This window comes from Sphingomonas carotinifaciens, assembly GCF_009789535.1.
Taxonomy (GTDB): Bacteria; Pseudomonadota; Alphaproteobacteria; order Sphingomonadales; family Sphingomonadaceae; genus Sphingomonas; species Sphingomonas carotinifaciens.
Genome location: NZ_WSUT01000005.1, coordinates 1,145,628 through 1,166,237, shown reverse-complemented (window position 1 = coordinate 1,166,237; position 20,610 = coordinate 1,145,628). Strand labels below are relative to the sequence as shown.

Genomic DNA, 20,610 nt, shown 5'->3' with positions numbered 1-20,610 from the left:
TCAGCCTTCGCGGTGATAGGGATGATTGGCCAGGATGCTGGTCGCGCGGAACAGTTGCTCGGCCAGCATCGCGCGTGCCATCAGGTGCGGCCATGTCGCGCGCCCGAACGACAGCAGCAGGTCGGCCTCGGCCCGCGCCGCATCGTCGAAGCCGTCCGCAGCGCCCAGCATGAAGCGCACCTCGCGCACCCCATCGTCACGCCAGCGACCCAGCCGCTCGGCAAAGGCCATGGAGGGCAGGTTCTCGCCCTTTTCGTCCAGCAGGATCAGCCGGCTCTGCCCTTCGCGCGGCGGCACGCGGCCGCCCGTATCGGGCAGTTCGGTGACGCGCGTTGGCCAGGCGATCCGCTTCAGATAGCGGTCGACCAGTTCCGCCTCGGGCGAACGTCCGATTCGCCCGCGTGCGACGATGTGCAGCAACACGGGCGGTGAAGCGTCAGGCTTGGGGGGCAGGCGTCGGGGCGGCCGCCGGCGCATCGCCGAACGCCCACATCCGCTCCAGATTGTAGAAGGTCCGAACCTCGGGCCTGAACAGGTGCACGATCACGTCATTCGCATCGAGCAGCACCCAGTCGGCGGTCTGCAGCCCCTCGATCCGTACGATCCGGCCGAATTCGGCCTTGATCTTCTCGGCCAGTTTCGTCGCCATCGATGCGACCTGCCGGGTCGAACGTCCGCTGGCGATCACCATATAGTCGGCGATCGAGGACTTGCCCGCCAGCGGGATCGAAACGGTCTCCACCGCCTGGTCGTCGTCCAGCGAGGCGAGGATCAGGCGGTGCAGCGCCTCGACCTCTGCGGCGTCGGACGGCTTGGGCGATTGGGGGGAAGTGGCCAAGTTAGCTCCTGGGTTGGACGACGGCATGCTTAAACTTTACGCACATGCCAGTCTGGATCGCGGGCACGTACGCCCGTGGCGGAAATGGGGTCGGGGCGAAAGCGCAACAGCACAAGGGCCGGCCGTCTCCACGTCATCCAGTTCGTCGCCTGGTCCGGGCGCCGTTCAAAGCGCCGGAACCAGCCCATGGCGGGTGCCGATTGGGCCGATGTAGTGTATCCCGGACGCGCGACAACCGCAATCGGGATTGCGCGGGCAATGGTGCGCCAATCGCGCCAGCGGTGAAACTGCGCAAGATTGTCGCTCCCCATCAGCCAGATGAAGCGGATGTCGGGGTATCGGCGGATCAGTTTGCGGATGGTGTCCACGGTGTAGCGCGTGCCCAGCCGGGTTTCGATCGCGCTTGCGCGGATGGGGGCGCGGCGTGCCATCCGGCGCGCCGATGCCAGGCGTGCGGCCAGCGGCGCCATGTCCGTCGCGCCCTCCTTCAACGGATTGCCGGGCGAGACCATCCACCACACTTCATCCAGCTTCAGCGCGCGGATCGCGTTCAGGCTGATGCCGCGATGCCCCTTGTGCGCCGGATTGAACGATCCGCCGAGCAGGCCGACATAGCGTGGCCGGCTCACCCGCGGATCTGCCCGCTCCCGCGGCCGACCCATTTATATGTCGTCAGGCCCTCCAGCGCGACGGGCCCACGCGCGTGCAGGCGCCCCGTCGCGATGCCGATCTCCGCGCCCAATCCGAATTCGCCGCCATCCGCGAACTGGGTGGACGCATTCCACAGCACGATCGCGCTGTCGACCTGCGCCAGGAAGCGCTCCGCCACGTCCTGATCTTCGGCGACGATCGCATCGGTATGGCCGGAGGAATGCGCCCCGATATGCGCCAGCGCGCCGTCCAGCCCGTCGACCAGCGCGACCGACGCGATCGCGTCCAGATATTCGGTGTCCCAATCCTCGGGTGCGGCGGCGGCCACCTCGGGCACCAGCGTGCGAATGCGTCCGTCGCCCCGTACCTCGCATCCGCCCCCGCTAAGGACCCGTACCAGCCCCGCCACGTCGCGGTAACTGCGGTCGATCAACAGCGTTTCCATCGCGCCGCAGATTCCGGTGCGCCGCAACTTGGCATCGCGCACGATCCGGCCGGCCATGTTTTCGTCTGCCGATCCATCGACATAGACATGGTTGATGCCATCCAGATGCGCCAGTACCGGAACCCGCGCCTCGGCCTTCACCCGCGCCACCAGGCTCTTCCCCCCCCGCGGAATAATCAGGTCGATCGCGCCTTCCGCGGCGAGCATCGCGCCGACCGCGGCCCGGTCCGTGGTCGATACCAATTGCACCACATCCGTCGGCAGGCCAGCTTCGGTAAGGCCGTTTGTGAAAGCCGCATGGATCGCCCGGTTGCTGTGCGCCGCTTCGGAACCGCCGCGCAGGATTGCGGCATTGCCGGACATCACCGCCAGCGCCGCGGCATCCGCCGTCACGTTCGGCCGACTTTCATAGATGATGCCCAGCACGCCCAGCGGCACGCGCACACGTGTGAGTTCCAGCCCGTTGGGGCGGGTGCGCGTGTCGATCACTTCACCCACCGGGTCAGGCAACGCCGCCACTGCTTTAATGGCATCCGCAATAGCCTCAACACGTCGGGCATCCAGTCGCAACCGGTCCTGCATCGCGCCGGACAGATCGTTGGCCTCAGCCCGTGCCATATCCTCGGAATTGGCCAGGAGGATCCCAGCCAAATCCGCGCGTACGGCCTCGGCGGCTGCGCGAAGGCCATTTGCCTTGGCAGAAGTCGGCTGATGGGCGAGCGCGCTTGACGCGCGGCGCGCACGTGCCGCCATTGCAGCGATCATCTCGAACGGACTATCGATATCGGCCATGCGTCGCGGCTTATCATGCACCCATTCAGCACGCCACCATGCCCGCGGACGTATCACGACACCAGATATGAGGAAGTGGGGAGCTTCTGTTGCTCGGTGCCCCCCGTACCGCCGGTGTCTGCTTCTGTTGCCCGGTGCAGCCCAACCGCGCTTTTGTCCGATGTAATTTAAACCGTGAGGTTCAAATTACGCGGCAATCGCAAGAGCCTCGTTATCGTTGGCACTTGTATATATGGGCCGTCACGGTGGTCCCATTCCGAACGAAAACAGCGCTTTTCAACACACGTCGATCCTGGTTCGGCCCCATCAGCGACGCTGGTCGCACGAAACTCGCCATGGCGAATCCCTTACGTCAGCTGCGATGGTGGAGCCGCCGGGTACTGCCCCCGGGTCCGCTGCGTCTATTATACGCCGCAATTTATCGCCATAGTCGGGTGAACCCGACGGGAGCGATATAGGGATCGGAGAAGCGGAGCGCAAATGCCTTTCGCTTGCCCCAATTTGGGTTCATGGGAAGCACCATGTTGACCCAGCGTTCCCGTTACGCGCTGCGTGCGATGCTGTTCCTGGCGCAAGCCCAACCGGGCTCCCCGCCCACCTCCATGACGCGGATCGCGGCGGAGGCGAACGTGCCGCGCAAGTTCCTTGAGCTGATCCTGGCGGATCTGCGTGGTGCGGGGCTGCTCGACAGCCATCGCGGCAAGATGGGCGGATATCGCCTGTCGCGCCCCGCGCACCTGATCTCTCTCGGCGACATCATTCGCATCATCGAGGGTCCGCTTGCGCTCGTTCCATGCGTCAGCCGCACCGCGTATCGCCCATGCACCGATTGCAAGTCGGAGGCAGACTGCGCGATCCGGCATGCGATGGCACGCGTGCGTGATGAAACCGCACGCATCCTGGACGGGACCAGTCTGGCCGACGCGACCGCGAAATCCCTCGCCGCCGCCTAACGGGGCTCGGATGCGGTGGGCGGCGTCGACCGGCTGCGCAACTCGTCGCGGATTTCGCGCAACAGCACCACGTCGGCAGGATCGGCCGCCGGCGGCGCCGTTCCCTGCTTTTTCTCATGTTCGGCCAGCGCGACCAGCCGGTTGACGCTGCGTACCAGCATGAAGACGATGAAGGCCAGGATCACGAAGTTGATGACGACGGTGATGAACTCGCCATACCCCAGCAGCGGCACTCCCGCCGCCTTCAGCGCGGCATAGCTGTCCGGCGAACCGCGATAGCTGGCCGGAATCGGTCCGAGCCGAAAGAAGTAGCTCGAAAAATCGAAACCCCCGAAGATCCAGCCGACAACCGGCATGATGACATCATCAGTCAGTGACTTGGTGATACCGCCAAACGCGCCGCCGATGATAACGCCGACCGCCAGGTCGAGCACGTTGCCGCGCGCGATAAAGGTCTGGAATTCCTTGAAGAGTCCCGCCATCGACGCTTGCTCCCTATTGCTGTGGGCAAGGTTAACCCTGGATATTGCTTTCGCCAAGCCTGCCGACTGTCCTATAGGAACGATACAGGTTCAGGAGACCCGTCGATGAAGTTTCGCGCCCCGCTTACCATCATGGCCGCCGCGTCGCTGGCCGGTTGTGGCCTCAACAGCGTGCCGACCTCCGAGGAAAATGCCAAGGCCAAGTGGGCCGACGTGCAGGCCGCCTATCAACGCCGCGCAAGCCTCATCCCCAATCTGGAAGCGACGGTGAAGGGTGCTGCGGCATCCGAGCGGCAGATATTGACGGACGTGATCGCGGCGCGGGCACGGGCGACGCAGGTGCAGGTGACGGGGGATGAGCTGACCGACCCGGCGAAGATGGCGCAGTTCCAGGCGGCGCAGGGGCAGTTGAACGGCTCATTGGGGCGGCTGCTCGCCAATGTCGAGGCTTATCCCGAACTCAAGAGCCAGAACAATTTTGCGACCTTCATGGACCAGTTGGAAGGCACCGAAAACCGCATCAACATCGCGATCCTCGACTATAACAAGGCCGTGCAGGAGTATAACACGCGCATCCGTACCTTCCCCGATGCGGTCGGGGCGCGTGTGTTCTACGGAGCCAAGCCGATGGTCCCCTATCAGGCAACGACGCCGGGTGCCGAGAACGCGCCCAAAGTGGATTTCGGCGGCTGATCGCGATGGTCCCGCTGCGCCGGCTGACGATGCTGACAGGGCTGTGCCTCGTCGCAACGACAGCGCAGGCACAAACCTTTCCGAAGTTCAGCGGCCTGGTGGTCGACGCGGCGGATGTGCTGCCGCCCGCACGGGAAACACAGGTCCGGCAGCGGCTCGAGGCGCTTCAGCAGCAGACCGGGCGACAGCTCGTCGTGGCCACCATCCCCGACCTTCAAGGCTATCCGATCGAAGATTACGGCTACCGCCTGCTGCGCGCCTGGGGGGTCGGGCTGAAGGACGCCAATAACGGTGCGATCCTGCTGGTGGCGCCTGGTGAGCGCAAGGTTCGGGTCGAAGTGGGGTACGGTCTGGAGCCCGTTCTGACCGACGCGTTTTCCGGCAACGTCATCCGGCAAGACATCATACCGCGCTTCAAGGCGGGGGACCTGCCCGGTGGTGTCGTGGCGGGTGCCGATGCGCTGGCCGAACAGCTGGCCCGTCCAGACGCGGAAGCAAAGGCAAAGGTGGCGGAGGCCGCAAAGACGTTCGATGCGGCGCAGCGCGGGCGGACGCGCGAACAGGGCAACGTTCCCATCGGCCTCATCTTCTGGGGGATCATCGGCTTTGCCGTGTTGATGTCCTTTGTCGGTCGGCGGGGCGTGAAAGGCCGGCGATATCGCGGGGATAGCGGGATGATGCCGGTGATTCTGTGGAGCATCGCCAACGAGATCGGGCGGGAAGCCGGCCGGGGTGGCGGCGGCGGTGGCGGATGGGGTGGCGGCTCGTCCGGCGGCGGCGGTGGGGGCTGGATGGGCGGCGGGTTTACCGGCGGTGGCGGCGGATCGGGCGGCGGCGGCGGCGCTTCGGGGAGTTGGTGATGCGGCTGAGCGACACGGATCATGCGCGCGTCGCCGGGGCGGTTGCCCGTGCGGAGGCAAACACCGCGGGCGAGATCGTGACGGTGCTGGCGCGCCGGTCGGACGCCTATCACGATGCGGCATTGCAATGGTCGGTGCTCGCCATGCTGCTGATGCTGGCGCTGCTCGCCAGCGTGCCGGGCATGGCCGAGGCGGTGCACGCGACCTTCGAGCCCTGGGACGAAGCCCCCTCCCCGCGCACCCTGATGCTGATCGCGCTGGTGCTGGCGACGCTGACCTTTATGGGCGCACGCCTGCTGCTGGCGTGGCGGCCTTTGAGGCTGGCGCTGACACCGGGGCGCACCAAGACGCGGCGCGTGCATCGGCAGGCATTGGCGCTGTTTCGGGCAGGGGCCGAGAAGCGGACCAAGGGGCGGACCGGCGTGCTGCTCTACGTGTCCGCCGAGGAACACCGCGCCGAGATCATCGCCGACGCCGCGATCCACGACCATGTCTCGCCCGAATGCTGGGGCGAGGCGCTGGCGCCTCTGCTGGCCAAGATGCGGGCCGGGCGCCCGGCGGACGGGATCGTCGCCGCGGTCGAGCGGATCGGCGCGATCCTGGCCGAACGCATCCCATCCAAGGAGAATGACGTGAACGAATTGCCCGACAGGTTGATCGAACTGTGAGCGTCGTCTGGGAAGGAAAATACCTGGCCGCGCACAAGGAAGGCACGTGGGAATATGTCGCGCGGCGCGGCGGCATCGGCGCCGCGGTGATCGTCGCGGTGCATGAGGGCCACCTGATCCTGGTCGAGCAGCACCGGATACCGATCGGCCGCGCCTGCCTGGAGCTGCCGGCCGGACTGGTCGGCGACGAGGATGCCGGCGAAGCGACGACCGACGCCGCCGCGCGCGAACTGGAGGAGGAAACCGGCTACCGGCCGGAGCGGATCGAGGATTTGGGCTTCTTCTATTCGTCGCCCGGCATGTCGTCCGAAGGGTTCAACCTCGTTCGTGCGACCGGGCTGGCGCGCGTGTCGGACGGCGGCGGGCACGAGGGCGAGAACATCACCGTCCACCGCGTACCGCTGGCCGAGGTGCCCGCCTTCATCGCGCAGAAGCGCGACGAAGGACTGGGGATCGACGCAAAGCTGCTCTACGTGCTGGGCGCGGGGCTGGCCTGACAGCGTCGCTGGAAACGCGCAAAAACGCGCGTTTCAAAGCAGCGCCGCCCCCCCCCCCCGCCTCAGCGGAAATTGTCGGCGTAGGCCTGCAGCTTCAGGGTCGCGGTCGGGGTGGGGACGACGTGATGATCGATCCCCTCGCGCTCGCAATAGGCGACCGCGGCCTCCAGCGTCGGGAAGAACAGACGCACCTGATCCCGCGTGTCGCCGCTGCCGGCCCAGCCGGTCAGCGGATCGGCCTTCTTGGCCTCCGCGGGGGCGAATTCGAGCTGCCAGTGATCGGTCCGGGCTTTGCCGGACTGCATGGCGTTCTTGGGGCGCTTGAAGATACGGGCAGTGGCCATAATGGCGTCTCCTTATCGCGAACCGGCGGCTCTTGCATCCGCCTTTTTCGTGCGCAGCGTCGGCGCCGCACCCGCAGGGTCGTCCGGCCAGGGATGGCGCGGATACCGACCGCGCATCTCCTTGGCGACCGCCGCCCAGCTTCCCGCCCAGAAACCGGGCAGATCGCGCGTCGTCTGGATCGGTCGCCCGGCCGGCGAGGTCAGGCTGAGGACGAGGGGCACGCGGTCGCGGCCGATCACCGGATGCTCGGCCAGCCCGAACAACGCCTGCGCCCGCAATTCGACGCGCGGCCCACCCTCCGCCGCATAATCGATCGCATGCGTACTCCCGGCCGGGCTGGTGAAATGCGGCGGGGCCATGGCGTCCACCCGGCGCTGTTCATCCCAGTCGAGCAGGTTGCGGATCGCCTCGGTCAGCGCAGCCGGCGCAATGGCATCGAGCCGGCGGCGGTTTTCGAGCAGCGGCGCAAGCCATTCGTCCAGCCGGTCGACAAGCGCCGCGTCATCCAGCGCGATGCCGGCATAGGCGGCCCGTGCCCGGTAGGCATGGGCGCCGTCCGGCCAGGGCAGGCGATCGAGGCCATGGGTACGCACCCCCTCCAGCAGCGCAGCGGCGATGGTGGCGGGGTCGGCGTTCGAATCGGGACCGCCCAACAGGCGAAGCGCACCAAGGCGGCGTTCGCGCTGCGGCTGGACGCTGCCGGTCAGGGGATCGAAGACGGCCGTGCGGCGGATCTCGATACGATCGGCGAACAGCGCCTCCACGGTCGACGGATCGATCGCCGCGGCGGAGAGGATGCGCGCGCCCGACGCCGCGCCCTGCGTCTCGCCGACGGCGAGCCATTCGGCGGTGGCAAGCGGTGACGCGGGGTCGAGACGGAAGCCGCGGCCACCGACAGAGGCCCAATGCTCGCCGCCCTGATCGCGGCGGCGCGCGATGCGATCGGGATAGGCAAGCGCAAGGCAAAGCCCCGGTGTGACGTCCAGATCGGGTCGCTCGGCCGGCTGGTCGCCTGTTCCACGCGGTAACGGGAGGGTGGACCATCGCCGGGCGAGCGCGCGGGCGGCGTTGGCCTTGGGACCCCGGTCGCTGCGCCACCGACGCAGGCGATTGTCCAGATCGACATCGTTGCCGCCGAGACCGCGTTCGCCGAGCAGGACGGCGATGTCGGCGGCGAGCGTGGTGGCGCCGTGATCGGCGGCGCGGATCAGCATATGGGCAAGGCGCGGCGGCATCGGCAGACGCGCGATGGCACGGCCATGCGCGGTGGGGCGGCCGGTGTCGTCCAGTGCCTCCAGGGTGGTGAGGCGGGCGCGTGCCTCCACCACGGCAGGTTCGGGTGGAGCGTCGAGCCAGTTCAGGTCGCGAGGGTCCGCCACGCCCCAGATGGCGGTGGCGAGCAACAGCGCCGACAGGTCCGCTTCCAATATCTCGGGCGGGTCGAAGCGCGGCAGGCCGGCGGTCGCGGCTTCCTCCCACAGCCGATAGGCGGTGCCGGGCCCCTGCCGGGCGGCACGGCCCGCACGCTGCACCACGGCGGCCTGGCTGGCGCGTTCGGTGACGAGGCGGGTCATGCCGGCGGCGCGATCATAGCGCGGGCGGCGGGCGAGGCCGGAGTCGATGACGATGCGGATACCGTCGAGGGTCAGGCTGGTTTCCGCGATCGAGGTGGCGAGGACGATCTTGCGGCGCCCCTGTGGATCGGGGCGGATGGCGGCGCGTTGCGCGGCGGGGTCGAGGGTGCCGTGCAGGAGGTGGAGCGCGATGGCGTCGGGCAGGGTGGCGAGGCGTTCGGCGACGCGCTCGATCTCGCCGACGCCGGGAAGAAAGGCGAGGATACCGCCCTCCTCCTCGACAAGGGCGCGGCGGATGGTGGCGGCGACCGCATCCTCGATGCGGGCGTTCGGGTCGCGGCCGACATGGCGGAGCGTCAGCGGGTAGCTGCGGCCTTCGCTCTGGATGATGGGGGCCTGGCCCATCAGAGTGGCGAAGCGGCTGCCGTCAAGGGTGGCGGACATGGCGACGAGGCGCAGGTCGGGGCGGAAGCCGCCTTGCGCATCGAGCGCGAGGGCAAGGCCGAAATCGCCGTCGAGGCTGCGCTCATGCACCTCGTCGAACAGGACGGCGGAGACGCCGGCGAGTTCGGGATCGGCCTGAATGCGGGCGACAAAGATACCCTCGGTCACCACGGTGATGCGGGTGGCGGCGCTGGTCGCGCTGTCCATGCGGGTGGCATAGCCGAAGCGGTGGCCGACGGGCTCGTTCGCGATCGCCGCCATCCGCTCGGCCGCGGCGCGCGCGGCAAGGCGACGGGGGGAAAGAAGCAGGATCTCGCCGTCGCACCAGGGCTGGTCGAGCAGCGCGGGCGCGACGCTGGTGGTTTTGCCGGCACCCGGCGGCGCGACGAGCACGGCGTTGCGGCCGTCCGCCAGCACGGCGAGCAGGTCGGGCAGAACGGCGTCGATCGGGAGCGTCATGCCGGCACCCTGCCCGCCCGCAACAGGATCAATAGGCGCGCGCGACCGCGAATTCGACCGCTTCGATCATCGCCGCCTTGGCCGGGCTGGCGGGGAAGCGGGCGATCGCCTCGATCGCGAGGCTGCCATAATGGCGGGCGCGGGCGAGCGTGTCGTCCACCGCCTTGGTACGGCGGACGAGCTCGATCGCATGGGCGAAATCCTCGTCGGAGGTGCGGCGCCCCTCCACCGCGTCCTTCCAGAAGCGGCTGTCCTCGTCCGACCCGCGGGCATAGGCGAGGATGACGGGCAGCGTCATCTTGCCCTCGCGGAAATCGTCGCCCGCATCCTTGCCCATCGTGCCCGCGTCCGAGACATAGTCGATCGCATCGTCGACGAGCTGGAAGGCGATGCCGAGATTGCGGCCATAGGCATCGAGCGCCTGCTCCTCCGCCTCCGACCGATCGGCGACCACCGCGGCGATGCGGCAGGCGGCGGCGAAGAGCGCGGCGGTCTTGGCGTCGATGATCGTCAGATAGCGATCCTCGGTCAGCGTCACCTGCCGCGCGGCGGTGAGCTGGTTCACCTCGCCCTCCGCGATGACGGCGGACGCGTTCGACAGGATGTCGAGCACCTTCAGGCTGCCCGCCTCGACCATCAGCTGGAACGAGCGGCTGAACAGGAAATCGCCGACCAGGACGCTGGCCGGATTGCCCCAGATGATGTTGGCGGTGCGGCGGCCACGGCGCAGGTCCGAGCCATCGACCACGTCGTCGTGCAGCAGCGTGGCGGTGTGGATGAATTCGACCGCGGCGGCGAGCACGTGGTGATGCGTTCCCTGATAGTCCAGCAGCAGCGCGCTGGCGAGGGTCAGCATCGGGCGCATGCGCTTGCCGCCCCCGGCGATCAGATGACCGGCAAGTTGCGGAATCAGCGGGATATCGGAGGTCATGCGATCCAGGATCACCTGGTTCACACGATCAAGATCGGCCGACACGAGCTGGACCATCGGCTCCAGCGACGGCGCGGACGGGGCGAGGCGGGTGGCGGTGGCGGTCATGGACACGGGTTCAGCCTGTGACGGCATCGGGGGGCGAACGCAAGTGTTCTTGCCTGAAGCGCTTGCCCTTGCGCTGGCCCGCCCGCAAAGAGGCTCCGCCTGTTGCCAAGGAGAATTTCGTGCCGGACGACGTGCTGAAGGGCTATCGCCAGTCGATCGACAATATCGACGCCGCCTTGGTGTGCATGCTGGCCGAGCGGTTCAAGGTGACGCAGGCGGTCGGCCGCTACAAGGCGGAGAACGGCCTGCCGCCCGCCGATCCGGGGCGCGAGGAGGCGCAGATCGCCCGGTTGCGCCAGCTGGCCGCCGATGCGCAACTCGACCCGGAATTTTCCGAGAAGTTCCTGCGTTTCATCATCGACGAGGTGATCCGCCACCATGAACGACTGAGGGGCTGAAGGCATGGCCTTTCTGCTGGCGATCGAGGGGGCGGACGGCGCCGGCAAGGCGACCGCGACCGCCGCGGTGGTGGCGCATCTGGCGGCACAGGGGCTGTCCGCCTGCGCGCTGTCCTTTCCGCGCTACACCGACACGGTGGGCGGCTGGGCGCTGGGCGAATATCTGGCGGAGCGATTGCCCCGCGCGGTGAGCCCGCAGGCGGCCGCGACGCTTTATGCGCTCGACCGGTTCGAGTCGCGGGCGCATCTGGTCGACATGGCGGCGCGCCATGACGTGGTGGTGTTCGACCGTTATATCGCGTCCAACATGGCGTATCAGGCAGCGCAGGTGCCGGATGGCGAGGCGGAGGCGCTGATGACGTGGATCGCGCGGCTGGAAACCGGGCAGTTCGCGCTGCCCGTGCCTGATCTGTCGGTCTATCTGGATACGCCGCTGGCGGTGGCGCGCACGCTGATCGCGCAGAAGCGCCGGCGCAGCTACACCGACGACACCTATGACGCGTATGAAGCCGATCTGGGGCTGCAGGCGCGGGTGCGGGCGAATTATGCCGCGATGGCGGATGCGGCGATGCTGGGCGAGTGGATGACGGTGGAAACGGTGGCGCATGCCGCTCTGCGCCCGCCCGAGATGATCGCGGCGGAGATCGCCGACGCGGTGATCGGGCGGCTGGAGGGTTAAAGGCTGCGCCATCTGCACGGGTGCACCCTCGTGCGAACGGCGACTGCCCTATGTCTTCGATTCGATCGTGCCCGCGAGCGGGGCGAAACGGGCGACCTGACGGCCGACCAGGCGTAGTTGGTCGACCACCGCGGGCTCGCTGGCGCTGCCCTCGTCGTCGAACTTGGTGAGCTGGCTGTTGATCGCCGCGGCAAAGGGCGTCGGCCAGCCGCGCAGGGCGTGGACGATCGAGCGCAGCGCCGCGATGGTCGAGCCCGTCGCCTGCCAGCCATAGGCGGTGGCGATCAGGCCAACGGGCATATCGGCCAGATAGGGTCGCGGATCGCGCGCGGTTTCCTCCAGCAGGTCGAGCGCGTTCTTCACCACGCCGGAAATGCTGCCGTGATAGCCGGGGCTGGCGATGATGACGGCGGAGGCCTGGCGGACGGTGGCGACGAACTCCTGTTCCTCTGCGGTACGCTCGGGCGCGCGCGGGTCGTAGAGCGGGAGGCGGGCGAGATCGGCGCCCCCGAAGACGCGGGTGCGGAATCCTTCCGCCCCGGCCGCCTCCACCGCGATGCGGAGCGCACGCTCGGTGGAGGAAACGCTGCCGATCGTGCCGCCGATGCCGACGACGAGCGGTGCAGCGGTGGAGGGTGCCAAAGATGCCATGCGCGCCTTTCAGCCCGGCAGGCCCCATGGGGGCAAGCGGAATGTTCAAAAAACGGCGGCTGCAAACATTTTCATCCGGCCGCTCTGGCAATGCGGCGGCGCCCGTCTAGAACATGGGGCCATGGTAAAGCATCTCCCCTGGATCGCACTGGCGCTGGTAGGCGCCGGTGCCCTGGCCGTGATCGCCAGCGTGCGCGGCGAGCCGATCAGCGCGCTGTGGATCGTGGCGGCCGCGATGTCGGTCTATCTGATCGCCTATCGCTACTATGCGCTGTTCATCGCGCGGGTGATCGGGATCGATCCGTCGCGGCCGACGCCGGCGGTGCGGCGCGCGGACGGGCTGGATTACGTCGCGACCGACCGCACCGTGCTGTTCGGCCATCATTTCGCGGCGATTGCGGGGGCGGGGCCTCTGGTGGGGCCGGTGCTGGCCGCGCAGATGGGCTATCTGCCCGGCACGCTGTGGATCCTGGCGGGCGTGGTGCTGGCGGGCGCGGTGCAGGACTTTCTGGTGCTGTTCATCTCGATGCGGCGCGACGGGCGTTCGCTGGGCGAGCTGATCCGCATGGAGATGGGGGCGGTCGCCGGCACGGTCGCGCTGTTCGGCGCGTTCATGATCATGGTCATCATTCTCGCCGTGCTGGCGTTGATCGTGGTGCGGGCGCTGGCGGAGAGTCCGTGGGGGATGTTCACCGTCGCGGCGACGATCCCGCTGGCGATGCTGATGGGCGGCTATACGCGCTGGCTGCGGCCCAGCCGGATCGGGGAGGTGTCGATCATCGGCTTTATCGGCCTGATCGCGGCGATTATCTTCGGGCAGTCGATCGCCCTGTCGCCGACGCTGGCGCCGCTGTTCACCTTTACCCCCGTCCAGCTCTGCTTCATCCTGATCGGATACGGCGCGGTCGCCTCTGTCCTGCCGGTCTGGCTGTTGCTGGCGCCGCGCGATTACCTGTCGACTTTCCTCAAGATCGGGGCGATCGCGGCGCTGGCCATCGGCATCGTCGTCATGGCGCCGCCGCTGCGCATGCCGGCGCTGACCCAGTTCATCGACGGCTCCGGCCCGGTGTGGGCGGGCAGCCTGTTCCCGTTCCTGTTCATCACCATCGCCTGCGGTGCCGTGTCCGGCTTCCACGCGCTGATCGCCAGCGGCACCACGCCCAAGCTGATCGCCAGCGAGGCGCATGCCCCGTTCATCGGATACGGCGCGATGCTGATGGAAAGCGCGGTGGCGATCATGGCGCTGGTCGCCGCATCGATCCTGGACCCCGGCATCTATTTCGCGATGAACGCGCCGGCCGCGGTGCTGGGCACCGATCCGGCAAGCGCGGCGGCGGCGGTGACCGCGATGGGCTTTCCCATTTCCGGCGACGCCCTGGCGCAGGTGGCGCGCGACGTGGGCGAGACCACGATCATCAGCCGTGCGGGCGGCGCCCCGACGCTGGCGGTGGCGATGGCGGAAATCTTCAGCCACCTGATCGGCGGACAGGCGATGAAAGCGTTCTGGTATCACTTCGCCATCCTGTTCGAGGCGCTGTTCATCCTGACCGCGGTGGATGCCGGCACGCGCGCCGGCCGCTTCATGCTTCAGGACCTGATCGGGCTGGCAGTGCCGCGCTTCCGGGGGACGAGCGCGGTGGCGCCGGGGCTGATCGCAACCGCCCTGTGCGTCGCGGCCTGGGGCTTCTTCCTCTACCAGGGAGTCACCGATCCGCTGGGCGGGGTGAACACGCTGTGGCCGCTGTTCGGCATTTCCAACCAGATGCTGGCCGCCGTCGCGCTGATGCTGGCGACCGTGGTGCTGTTCCGGATGAAGCGCGAGCGGTTCGCCTGGATCACGGTGGTGCCAACCGTCTGGCTGCTCGCCTGTACCGTGTCGGCGGGGTGGCTGAAGCTGTTCTCGGCCGATCCGCGCGTCGGCTTCCTGGCGCATGCGGCGAAGTTCTCGGACGCCGCAGGCCGCGGCGAGGTGCTGGCCCCGGCCAAGTCGATGGCGGACATGGGGCGGATCGTGTTCAACGATCGCATCGACGCGGCCCTGTGCGCGATCTTCCTGGGCGTGGTCGTCGCGATCTTCGTCTATGCGGTGCGCGCCTGTCTGAGCGCGCGGCGCATCGACCGGCCGAGCGTAACCGAGGTGCCGCCGATGCTGGTGGCGGCGGAATGAGCGCGTTCCTCGCGCGGCTGGCGGAGACGGCGCGGCTGATGGTCGGCGTCCCCAGCTATGACGCCTATCGCCGCCACATGGCCGAGCATCATCCGGATGCCGAGCCGATGAACGAGGTGGCGTTCTTTCGCGAGCGGCAGGAGGCACGCTATGGCGGCAAGAATGGCGGGCGGTGTTGTTGAGCGGGTGGCGTGGGGCCGTCGGTGCGGTGGCGGCGGTCATGAGCATGGCGGCGCCGGCCGCTGAGCAGGCGCCATCGCCGATCCTGTTCCGCGAGTTCATCTACCGCACCGCCCCCTATCCACAGGCGCATGCCTCCACGCTGGTCGAGCTGCCCGGTGGCGAACTGGCCGCATCATGGTTCGGAGGTACCGGCGAGAGCCGGCCCGACGTGGCGATCTGGTTTGCGCGGCGCGGGAGCAAGGGCTGGTCGACGCCGGTCGCGGTCGCTCGCGGCGATGGCCAGCCGACCTGGAACCCGGTGCTGTTTCAGCCACCGGGCGGAGACCTGCACCTGTTTTACAAGGTGGGGCCGAGCCCGCGCGAATGGTGGGGGATGGTGATCACCTCCGCCGATGGCGGCCGCCACTGGTCATCGCCCCGACGCCTGCCCGATGGCGTGCTGGGCCCGATCAAGAACAAGCCGGTGATCGCACCCGATGGCGCATGGCTGGCACCATCGAGCAGGGAGGAAGGCAGCGCCGCCGACAATTATTGGTCGCTGCGTATCGAGCGGAGCGTGGATCAGGGCCGGACGTGGCAGGTGGGGACGCGCATCCCCTCCCCCATGCATATCGAGGCGATCCAGCCGAGCATCCTGACCCACCGCGACGGCCGGATGGAACTGGTGGCGCGCACGCGGCAGGGCGCGCTGGCGATGAGCTGGACGCGCGATGGCGGCAAAAGCTGGTCGCCGCTCGCTGCGATCGACCTGCCCAACCCCAATGCCGGCGCCGACGCGGTGACCCTGCGCGACGGGCGGCAGCTGATCGTCTACAATCACGCCGCGCACCGACCCGACACGCCGGGCGACGGCGATCGCTGGCCGCTGAACATCGGGCTGTCCGACGACGGCGTGCATTGGCGCGCCGTGTTGACGCTGGAGAGCGAACCGGTGCCCGACGGCTATGCCTATCCGGCGGTGATCCAGACCCGCGACGGGATGGTGCATGTCACCTACACGCACAACCGCACGCGTATCGCGCATGTGGTGATCGACCCGCGGCGCATCCGCTGACGCGAAAAAGGGCACCGCCGCACCGGCGATGCCCTTTTCCCCAAGCCTTCCGGCCGCGCGCCGATCAGTTGCGGAACAGCGCGTGCGGGTCGGTGATCTCGTCGCTGCGGCCGGTGCCGTCGGCGTCGCGCTCCTGCTGCGCGCGTTCGGCGCGCAGGCTGGCGATCAGGGCCTCGCGGTCGCCCTCCAGGCGGGTGTCGGTGGGGGCAGGTTCGGTACCCGCGGCCTTGCCGGCCTTGGAAACGGCGGTGTCCAACTCGCGCTGGGTGGTCAGGCCCAGCGTCACCGGATCCTTGGGCGTGATGTTGGCGATGTTCCAGTGGCTGCGGTCGCGGATCGCGGCAATGGTCGTGCGCGTCGTGCCGATCAGGTTGGAGATCGCACCGTCCGAAATCTCGGGATGGTTGCGGATGATCCAGGCGATACCGTCCGGCTTGTCCTGCCGCTTGCTGACCGGCGTGTAGCGCGGGCCCTTGGTACGGCGGACCTGTTCGGGGCCCTTGGTCATCTTCAGGCGATAGTCGGGGTTCTTCTGGCCCTTGTCGATCTCGTCTTGCGTCACCTCGTGCGCGCGGACCGGATCGCGGCCGGTCAGCTTGGTGGCGGCGGTGTCGTCGGCGATCGCCTGCACTTCCAGGATGTGGAGGCCGCAGAAATCGGCGATCTGCTCGAAGGAGAGCGACGTGTTGTCGACCAGCCAGGAGGCGGTCGCATGGGGCATGAGCGGCTGGGCCACGGGGTCACTCCGTCGGAAAATAAAAGGGCCGCCCCTCATCGGAGCGGCCTTAGCATGGCTTCGACTTAATACCGCGGCGGTATTTCGGCAAGGTGTCGCGGGGCCCCCGCCCCTTATCCGCGCCTATCCGACGGTCAGCACGATCTTGCCGACATGATCCCCCGCCTCCATCCGCGCATGCGCCGCCGCCGCCTCGGCCAACGGGAAGACGCGGTCGATCACCGGGCGCAGCTTGCCCGCCGCGACATGTGGCCAGACGGTGCGGATCAGCTCGTCGGCGACCAGCGACTTGAACGCGGCGTCACGGGCGCGCAGCGTGGAGCCGGTCAGCGTCAGGCGGCGGCGCATCACCTGCCACAAGGGAATCGTCGCCTCCGCCCCGCCCTGCACCGCGATCGAGACGTGACGGCCATCCTCGCCCAGGCATTGCAGGTTGCGCGGCACATAGTCGCCGCCGACCATGTCGAGCACCGCCTGCACCCCCTTGCCGCCGGTGATCGCCTTGACCTCGGCGACGAAATCCTGCCGCTTGTAGTTGATCGCGTGCGCGGCGCCCAGCACGCGGGCGGCGGCGCATTTCTCGTCCGAACCGGCAGTGACGATCACGGTCAGCCCGAAGATGCGGCCGAGCAGGATCGCCATGGTGCCGATCCCGCTGGTGCCGCCATGGACCAGCACCGTATCCCCCTCCGTCGCATAGGCGCGCTCGAACAGGTTGGTCCACACGGTGAACAGCGTTTCGGGAATCGCCGCGGCCTCGACCATCGACAGGCCGTCGGGCACCGGCAGGCACTGGCCGGCGCAGACCGCGACATATTCGGCATAGCCGCCGCCCGACACCAGCGCGCATACCGGCTGGCCGAGCAGCGCATCGTCCACATCGGGGCCGAGCGCGACGATCGTGCCGGCGACCTCCAGTCCGGGAATGGACGGCGCGCCGGGCGGCGGGGGATAATTGCCCTGGCGCTGCGCCACGTCGGGCCGGTTGACGCCGGCGGCGGCGACGCGGATCAGCACCTCCCCCTCGGCGGGTTGCGGCACCGGGCGCGTGACGGGGACGAGTATCTCCGGCCCGCCATGCCCCTCCGGGTCGATCGCCGTCATCATCTCTGGCACCTGCGCCATTCGATCGCCCCCGTTTGCCGATAATGGCACCGTTATTGACATCGCGGGCGGGCGGGTCAACGCTGCGTCCCGTCATGGACATCGACGACTCTCCTGCCCGACGCGACGACCCGCTGACCCTGCTGGCGAAGGCGGACCTCGATCCCCTGTCGGTGGCCGAGCTGGAAGCGCGAGTCGCGGCGCTGGAGCGGGAGGCGGCGCGGACCCGCGATCACATGCAGCGCGCGGGCCGCCACCGCGTCGATGCAGAGGCGCTGTTCAAGCGGTGAGACACCGTGCACCGGCCGGGCGCGACGCCATTTGCCGGTGCGGCTCCGTTGCGAGCGATATCGAATCCGGCGTGATGCTTGATGCCGACCCCCGGCGTTCCGACATAGTGTGCAACGGGCATGCCCTGACGGGTTGCCCGACTGGAGTACCCTGATGCCATCTTTCGCCCCCGCTCTTGAAACCACGCTGCACAAGGCCCTGGAGGCCGCATCGTCGCGGCGCCATGAATATGCGACGCTGGAGCACCTGCTGCTCGCGCTGATCGACGACGAACATGCGTCCAAGGTGATGCAGGCGTGCCAGGTGGACCTGGGCGAGCTGAAGGCCACCGTGGCGCATTATCTGGACACCGAGTTGGACGCGCTGAAGGTCGATGCGGCCACCGACCCCTCGCCCACCAGCGGGTTCCAGCGCGTGGTGCAGCGCGCGATCCTGCACGTCCAGTCGTCGGGCCGCGACGAAGTAACCGGCGCCAACGTGCTGGTCGCGCTGTTTTCCGAGCGCGAATCCTATGCGGTCTATTTCCTCCAGCAGCAGGACATGAGCCGGCTGGATGCGGTGAGCTTCATCAGCCACGGCGTCGGCAAGGGCGGTCAGGCGAGCGAGGCGGCCAGCCCCAAGGGCGCGGCCGAAGAGGAAAAGCCCGCCAAGGCGCAGCCCGAAAAGGGCAAGACGGAAAGCGCGCTCAAGCAGTTCACCGTCGACCTCAACGAAAAGGCCAAGAACGGCAAGGTCGATCCGCTGATCGGGCGCGGGCCCGAGGTGGACCGCACCGTGCAGATCCTGTGCCGCCGGTCGAAGAACAATCCGCTCTATGTAGGCGATCCGGGCGTCGGCAAGACCGCGATCGCGGAAGGACTGGCGCGCAAGATCGTCGAGGGCGAGGTGCCCGACGTGCTGAAGCCGGCGGTCATCTACTCGCTCGACATGGGCGCGCTGCTCGCCGGAACGCGCTATCGCGGCGATTTCGAGGAGCGGCTGAAGGCGGTCGTGAACGAACTCGAAAAGATGCCGCATGCCGTGCTGTTCATTGATGAGATCCATACCGTGATCGGCGCCGGCGCCACCAGCGGCGGCGCGATGGATGCGTCCAACCTGCTGAAGCCGGCTTTGTCGGGCGGCACGATCCGCTGCATCGGTTCGACCACCTACAAGGAGTTCCGCAACCACTTCGAGAAGGATCGCGCGTTGCTGCGCCGGTTCCAGAAGATCGACGTGAACGAGCCGACGATCGAGGACACGATCAAGATCCTCGCCGGACTGCGTTCCGCGTTCGAGGAACATCATTCGGTCAAGTATACGCCCGATGCGATCAAGTCGGCGGTGGAGCTGAGTGCACGCTACATCAACGACCGCAAGCTGCCCGACAAGGCGATCGACGTGATCGACGAGGTGGGCGCGATGCAGATGCTGGTGCCGCCGTCCAAGCGCAAGAAGACGATCACGCCCAAGGAGATCGAGGCGGTGATCGCGACCATGGCGCGCATCCCGCCCAAATCGGTCTCGTCCGACGACCGGCAGGTGCTGGAGACGCTGGATACCGACCTGAAGCGTGTCGTGTTCGGCCAGAACAAGGCGATCGAGAACCTGTCGGCGGCGATCAAGCTGAGCCGGGCGGGCCTGCGCGATCCGGACAAGCCGATCGGCAACTATCTGTTCACCGGCCCCACCGGCGTCGGCAAGACCGAGGTCGCCAAGCAGCTGGCCGCGATCCTGGGCATTCCGCTCCAGCGGTTCGACATGTCCGAATATATGGAGCGCCATTCGGTCAGCCGGCTGATCGGTGCGCCTCCGGGCTATGTCGGCTATGACCAGGGCGGCCTGCTGACCGATGCGGTCGATCAGAATCCGCATTCGGTGCTGTTGCTCGACGAGATCGAGAAGGCGCATCCCGACCTGTTCAACATCCTCCTCCAGGTGATGGACAACGGGAAGCTGACCGATCACCACGGCAAGACGGTCGATTTCCGCAACACCATCCTGATCATGACGACGAACGCCGGCGCGTCCGACATGGCGCGCGAGACGGTGGGCTTCGGCAACCTGACCCGCGAGGGCGAGGACGAGCAGGCGGTGCAGCGGATGTTCACGCCGGAGTTCCGCAACCGCCTGGATGCGATCGTGCCCTTCGGATACCTGCCGCCCGAGGTCGTGGCGCGGGTGGTGGACAAGTTCATCCTGCAACTGGAACTGCAACTGGCCGATCGCAGCGTGCACATCAGCCTGGACGATGCCGCCAAGAGCTGGCTGACCGAAAAGGGCTATGACAAGCTGTACGGCGCACGGCCGATGGGCCGCCTGATCCAGGAGAAGATTAAGCAGCCGCTGGCCGAGGAATTGCTGTTCGGCAAGCTGGTGCACGGCGGCGAGGTGACGGTGAAGATGAAGGACGGCGCGCTGTCCTTCGCGATCGAGCCGGCCGCGCCCAAGAAGCAGAAGAAGAAGGGCGGCCGCGCAGAGGCGATCGACGCGAAGTAAAATTACCCGCCAGGCGATTCGACAAAGAGGCCCCGGCAGCGCATCCCGCTGCCGGGGCCTTCTTCTTTGCCGCGGCCTAACCCGGCCAAGCAGTTGAATACGCGCCGGAATGGCGATACGCCTGACGAC

At 67.8% G+C, this 20,610-nt stretch carries 23 protein-coding genes and 1 other RNA gene; 12 read left to right on the top strand and 12 right to left on the bottom strand.

The genetic code is table 11. The features are described from left to right. The 5 genes from GQR91_RS07475 to ssrA all read right to left on the bottom strand — a co-directional run bounded on the left by GQR91_RS07475 (nucleotide 1) and on the right by ssrA (nucleotide 3,210). Complete coding sequence (locus GQR91_RS07475; RefSeq protein ID WP_149682235.1) at nucleotides 1-423, bottom strand: 23S rRNA (pseudouridine(1915)-N(3))-methyltransferase RlmH; 423 nt, start codon at nucleotides 421-423, stop codon at nucleotides 1-3. Nucleotides 424-436: 13 nt separating this feature from the next. Then, on the bottom strand, nucleotides 437-838 hold the full coding sequence (gene rsfS, locus GQR91_RS07470; RefSeq protein WP_112381966.1) for a ribosome silencing factor: 402 nt from the start codon (nucleotides 836-838) through the stop codon (nucleotides 437-439). 29 nt (nucleotides 839-867) lie between these two features. After that, nucleotides 868-1,500, bottom strand: coding sequence for a nicotinate-nucleotide adenylyltransferase (locus GQR91_RS07465; RefSeq protein ID WP_112381965.1), 633 nt, complete (start codon nucleotides 1,498-1,500; stop codon nucleotides 868-870). Beyond that, the gene (locus tag GQR91_RS07460) at nucleotides 1,464-2,726 is read right to left on the bottom strand and encodes a glutamate-5-semialdehyde dehydrogenase (protein ID WP_149682236.1); all 1,263 of its coding nucleotides are present in this window, start codon (nucleotides 2,724-2,726) and stop codon (nucleotides 1,464-1,466) included. Before GQR91_RS07460 ends, GQR91_RS07465 begins: the two co-directional genes overlap by 37 nt. Before the next feature lie 113 nt (nucleotides 2,727-2,839). Beyond that, nucleotides 2,840-3,210: a transfer-messenger RNA gene (gene ssrA, locus GQR91_RS07455) on the bottom strand. A gap of 37 nt (nucleotides 3,211-3,247) precedes the next feature. Between ssrA and GQR91_RS07450 the strand changes: the two genes are divergently transcribed. After that, nucleotides 3,248-3,679 (top strand): RrF2 family transcriptional regulator, encoded by a 432-nt coding sequence (locus GQR91_RS07450; RefSeq protein ID WP_112382261.1) that lies wholly within the window; start codon nucleotides 3,248-3,250, stop codon nucleotides 3,677-3,679. Here GQR91_RS07450 and mscL read toward each other — a convergent pair. Beyond that, the gene (gene mscL, locus GQR91_RS07445) at nucleotides 3,676-4,161 is read right to left on the bottom strand and encodes a large conductance mechanosensitive channel protein MscL (RefSeq protein ID WP_149682378.1); all 486 of its coding nucleotides are present in this window, start codon (nucleotides 4,159-4,161) and stop codon (nucleotides 3,676-3,678) included. The two genes, GQR91_RS07450 and mscL, sit on opposite strands and share 4 nt — an antisense overlap. 105 nt (nucleotides 4,162-4,266) lie before the next feature. Here mscL and GQR91_RS07440 point away from each other — a divergent pair, with 105 nt between their 5' ends. The 4 genes from GQR91_RS07440 to GQR91_RS07425 are packed head-to-tail and all read left to right on the top strand — an operon-like array spanning nucleotide 4,267 to nucleotide 6,879. After that, nucleotides 4,267-4,854, top strand: a complete 588-nt coding sequence (locus GQR91_RS07440) for a LemA family protein (protein WP_149682237.1) — start codon at nucleotides 4,267-4,269, stop codon at nucleotides 4,852-4,854. Between the two features lie 5 nt (nucleotides 4,855-4,859). After that, nucleotides 4,860-5,714 (top strand): TPM domain-containing protein, encoded by an 855-nt coding sequence (locus GQR91_RS07435; RefSeq protein WP_149682238.1) that lies wholly within the window; start codon nucleotides 4,860-4,862, stop codon nucleotides 5,712-5,714. Beyond that, nucleotides 5,714-6,382: a TPM domain-containing protein gene (locus tag GQR91_RS07430; protein WP_149682239.1), complete on the top strand. Its 669-nt coding sequence runs from the start codon at nucleotides 5,714-5,716 to the stop codon at nucleotides 6,380-6,382. Before GQR91_RS07435 ends, GQR91_RS07430 begins: the two co-directional genes overlap by 1 nt. Next, nucleotides 6,379-6,879: an NUDIX hydrolase gene (locus GQR91_RS07425; protein ID WP_112381959.1), complete on the top strand. Its 501-nt coding sequence runs from the start codon at nucleotides 6,379-6,381 to the stop codon at nucleotides 6,877-6,879. Before GQR91_RS07430 ends, GQR91_RS07425 begins: the two co-directional genes overlap by 4 nt. A gap of 62 nt (nucleotides 6,880-6,941) precedes the next feature. Here GQR91_RS07425 and GQR91_RS07420 read toward each other — a convergent pair whose 3' ends face one another. From GQR91_RS07420 to GQR91_RS07410, 3 genes are read right to left on the bottom strand one after another with little or no spacing between them, the layout of a single operon-like run. Continuing rightward, nucleotides 6,942-7,223 (bottom strand): ETC complex I subunit, encoded by a 282-nt coding sequence (locus GQR91_RS07420; protein WP_112381958.1) that lies wholly within the window; start codon nucleotides 7,221-7,223, stop codon nucleotides 6,942-6,944. Nucleotides 7,224-7,235: 12 nt separating this feature from the next. After that, nucleotides 7,236-9,701 carry an ATP-dependent helicase HrpB gene (gene hrpB / locus GQR91_RS07415; RefSeq protein WP_149682240.1) on the bottom strand — a complete coding sequence of 822 codons (2,466 nt, stop codon included), beginning with the start codon at nucleotides 9,699-9,701 and terminating at the stop codon, nucleotides 7,236-7,238. Nucleotides 9,702-9,729: 28 nt separating this feature from the next. Next, on the bottom strand, nucleotides 9,730-10,740 hold the full coding sequence (locus GQR91_RS07410; RefSeq protein WP_149682379.1) for a polyprenyl synthetase family protein: 1,011 nt from the start codon (nucleotides 10,738-10,740) through the stop codon (nucleotides 9,730-9,732). Nucleotides 10,741-10,859: 119 nt separating this feature from the next. Between GQR91_RS07410 and GQR91_RS07405 the strand changes: the two genes are divergently transcribed. Both GQR91_RS07405 and GQR91_RS07400 read left to right on the top strand, forming a co-directional pair. After that, nucleotides 10,860-11,138 (top strand): chorismate mutase, encoded by a 279-nt coding sequence (locus GQR91_RS07405; protein WP_112381955.1) that lies wholly within the window; start codon nucleotides 10,860-10,862, stop codon nucleotides 11,136-11,138. Between the two features lie 4 nt (nucleotides 11,139-11,142). Beyond that, a complete protein-coding gene (locus GQR91_RS07400) occupies nucleotides 11,143-11,817 on the top strand; it encodes a nucleoside/nucleotide kinase family protein (protein WP_149682241.1) in 675 nt (224 codons plus the stop codon). Between the two features lie 48 nt (nucleotides 11,818-11,865). Here GQR91_RS07400 and GQR91_RS07395 read toward each other — a convergent pair whose 3' ends face one another. After that, nucleotides 11,866-12,468 (bottom strand): NADPH-dependent FMN reductase, encoded by a 603-nt coding sequence (locus GQR91_RS07395; protein WP_149682242.1) that lies wholly within the window; start codon nucleotides 12,466-12,468, stop codon nucleotides 11,866-11,868. Nucleotides 12,469-12,589: 121 nt separating this feature from the next. On the opposite strand from GQR91_RS07395, the gene GQR91_RS07390 reads away from it, so the two are divergent. The 3 genes from GQR91_RS07390 to GQR91_RS07380 are packed head-to-tail and all read left to right on the top strand — an operon-like array spanning nucleotide 12,590 to nucleotide 15,872. Next, nucleotides 12,590-14,635 carry a carbon starvation CstA family protein gene (locus GQR91_RS07390; RefSeq protein ID WP_149682243.1) on the top strand — a complete coding sequence of 682 codons (2,046 nt, stop codon included), beginning with the start codon at nucleotides 12,590-12,592 and terminating at the stop codon, nucleotides 14,633-14,635. Continuing rightward, nucleotides 14,632-14,817 carry a YbdD/YjiX family protein gene (locus GQR91_RS07385; protein ID WP_112381951.1) on the top strand — a complete coding sequence of 62 codons (186 nt, stop codon included), beginning with the start codon at nucleotides 14,632-14,634 and terminating at the stop codon, nucleotides 14,815-14,817. Before GQR91_RS07390 ends, GQR91_RS07385 begins: the two co-directional genes overlap by 4 nt. Beyond that, nucleotides 14,814-15,872 carry a sialidase family protein gene (locus GQR91_RS07380; RefSeq protein ID WP_249042524.1) on the top strand — a complete coding sequence of 353 codons (1,059 nt, stop codon included), beginning with the start codon at nucleotides 14,814-14,816 and terminating at the stop codon, nucleotides 15,870-15,872. Before GQR91_RS07385 ends, GQR91_RS07380 begins: the two co-directional genes overlap by 4 nt. Nucleotides 15,873-15,936: 64 nt before the next feature. On the opposite strand, the gene GQR91_RS07375 is transcribed toward GQR91_RS07380, so the two are convergent. Then, complete coding sequence (locus GQR91_RS07375; protein WP_112381950.1) at nucleotides 15,937-16,608, bottom strand: DUF1013 domain-containing protein; 672 nt, start codon at nucleotides 16,606-16,608, stop codon at nucleotides 15,937-15,939. Between the two features lie 123 nt (nucleotides 16,609-16,731). Beyond that, complete coding sequence (locus GQR91_RS07370) at nucleotides 16,732-17,733, bottom strand: NAD(P)H-quinone oxidoreductase (RefSeq protein ID WP_174236634.1); 1,002 nt, start codon at nucleotides 17,731-17,733, stop codon at nucleotides 16,732-16,734. A gap of 74 nt (nucleotides 17,734-17,807) precedes the next feature. Between GQR91_RS07370 and GQR91_RS07365 the strand changes: the two genes are divergently transcribed. After that, nucleotides 17,808-18,002 carry a DUF1192 domain-containing protein gene (locus tag GQR91_RS07365; RefSeq protein WP_149682244.1) on the top strand — a complete coding sequence of 65 codons (195 nt, stop codon included), beginning with the start codon at nucleotides 17,808-17,810 and terminating at the stop codon, nucleotides 18,000-18,002. Between the two features lie 154 nt (nucleotides 18,003-18,156). Beyond that, nucleotides 18,157-20,481: an ATP-dependent Clp protease ATP-binding subunit ClpA gene (gene clpA / locus GQR91_RS07360; RefSeq protein WP_112381948.1), complete on the top strand. Its 2,325-nt coding sequence runs from the start codon at nucleotides 18,157-18,159 to the stop codon at nucleotides 20,479-20,481. Nucleotides 20,482-20,610: the final 129 nt, after the last annotated feature.

Excerpts from the sequence above, each read along its gene's own strand:
- GQR91_RS07460 (WP_149682236.1), bottom strand. The coding sequence starts at position 2,726 with ATGGCCGATATCGATAGTCCGTTCGAGATGATCGCTGCAATGGCGGCA.
- GQR91_RS07435 (WP_149682238.1), top strand. The coding sequence starts at position 4,860 with ATGGTCCCGCTGCGCCGGCTGACGATGCTGACAGGGCTGTGCCTCGTC.
- mscL (WP_149682378.1), bottom strand. The coding sequence starts at position 4,161 with ATGGCGGGACTCTTCAAGGAATTCCAGACCTTTATCGCGCGCGGCAAC.
- GQR91_RS07465 (WP_112381965.1), bottom strand. The coding sequence starts at position 1,500 with ATGGGTCGGCCGCGGGAGCGGGCAGATCCGCGGGTGAGCCGGCCACGC.
- GQR91_RS07370 (WP_174236634.1), bottom strand. The coding sequence starts at position 17,733 with ATGGCGCAGGTGCCAGAGATGATGACGGCGATCGACCCGGAGGGGCAT.
- GQR91_RS07410 (WP_149682379.1), bottom strand. The coding sequence starts at position 10,740 with ATGACCGCCACCGCCACCCGCCTCGCCCCGTCCGCGCCGTCGCTGGAG.
- clpA (WP_112381948.1), top strand. The coding sequence starts at position 18,157 with ATGCCATCTTTCGCCCCCGCTCTTGAAACCACGCTGCACAAGGCCCTG.
- GQR91_RS07390 (WP_149682243.1), top strand. The coding sequence starts at position 12,590 with ATGGTAAAGCATCTCCCCTGGATCGCACTGGCGCTGGTAGGCGCCGGT.
- GQR91_RS07385 (WP_112381951.1), top strand. The coding sequence starts at position 14,632 with ATGAGCGCGTTCCTCGCGCGGCTGGCGGAGACGGCGCGGCTGATGGTC.
- GQR91_RS07400 (WP_149682241.1), top strand. The coding sequence starts at position 11,143 with ATGGCCTTTCTGCTGGCGATCGAGGGGGCGGACGGCGCCGGCAAGGCG.
- hrpB (WP_149682240.1), bottom strand. The coding sequence starts at position 9,701 with ATGACGCTCCCGATCGACGCCGTTCTGCCCGACCTGCTCGCCGTGCTG.
- GQR91_RS07420 (WP_112381958.1), bottom strand. The coding sequence starts at position 7,223 with ATGGCCACTGCCCGTATCTTCAAGCGCCCCAAGAACGCCATGCAGTCC.
- GQR91_RS07450 (WP_112382261.1), top strand. The coding sequence starts at position 3,248 with ATGTTGACCCAGCGTTCCCGTTACGCGCTGCGTGCGATGCTGTTCCTG.
- GQR91_RS07395 (WP_149682242.1), bottom strand. The coding sequence starts at position 12,468 with ATGGCATCTTTGGCACCCTCCACCGCTGCACCGCTCGTCGTCGGCATC.
- GQR91_RS07365 (WP_149682244.1), top strand. The coding sequence starts at position 17,808 with ATGGACATCGACGACTCTCCTGCCCGACGCGACGACCCGCTGACCCTG.
- GQR91_RS07430 (WP_149682239.1), top strand. The coding sequence starts at position 5,714 with ATGCGGCTGAGCGACACGGATCATGCGCGCGTCGCCGGGGCGGTTGCC.
- GQR91_RS07440 (WP_149682237.1), top strand. The coding sequence starts at position 4,267 with ATGAAGTTTCGCGCCCCGCTTACCATCATGGCCGCCGCGTCGCTGGCC.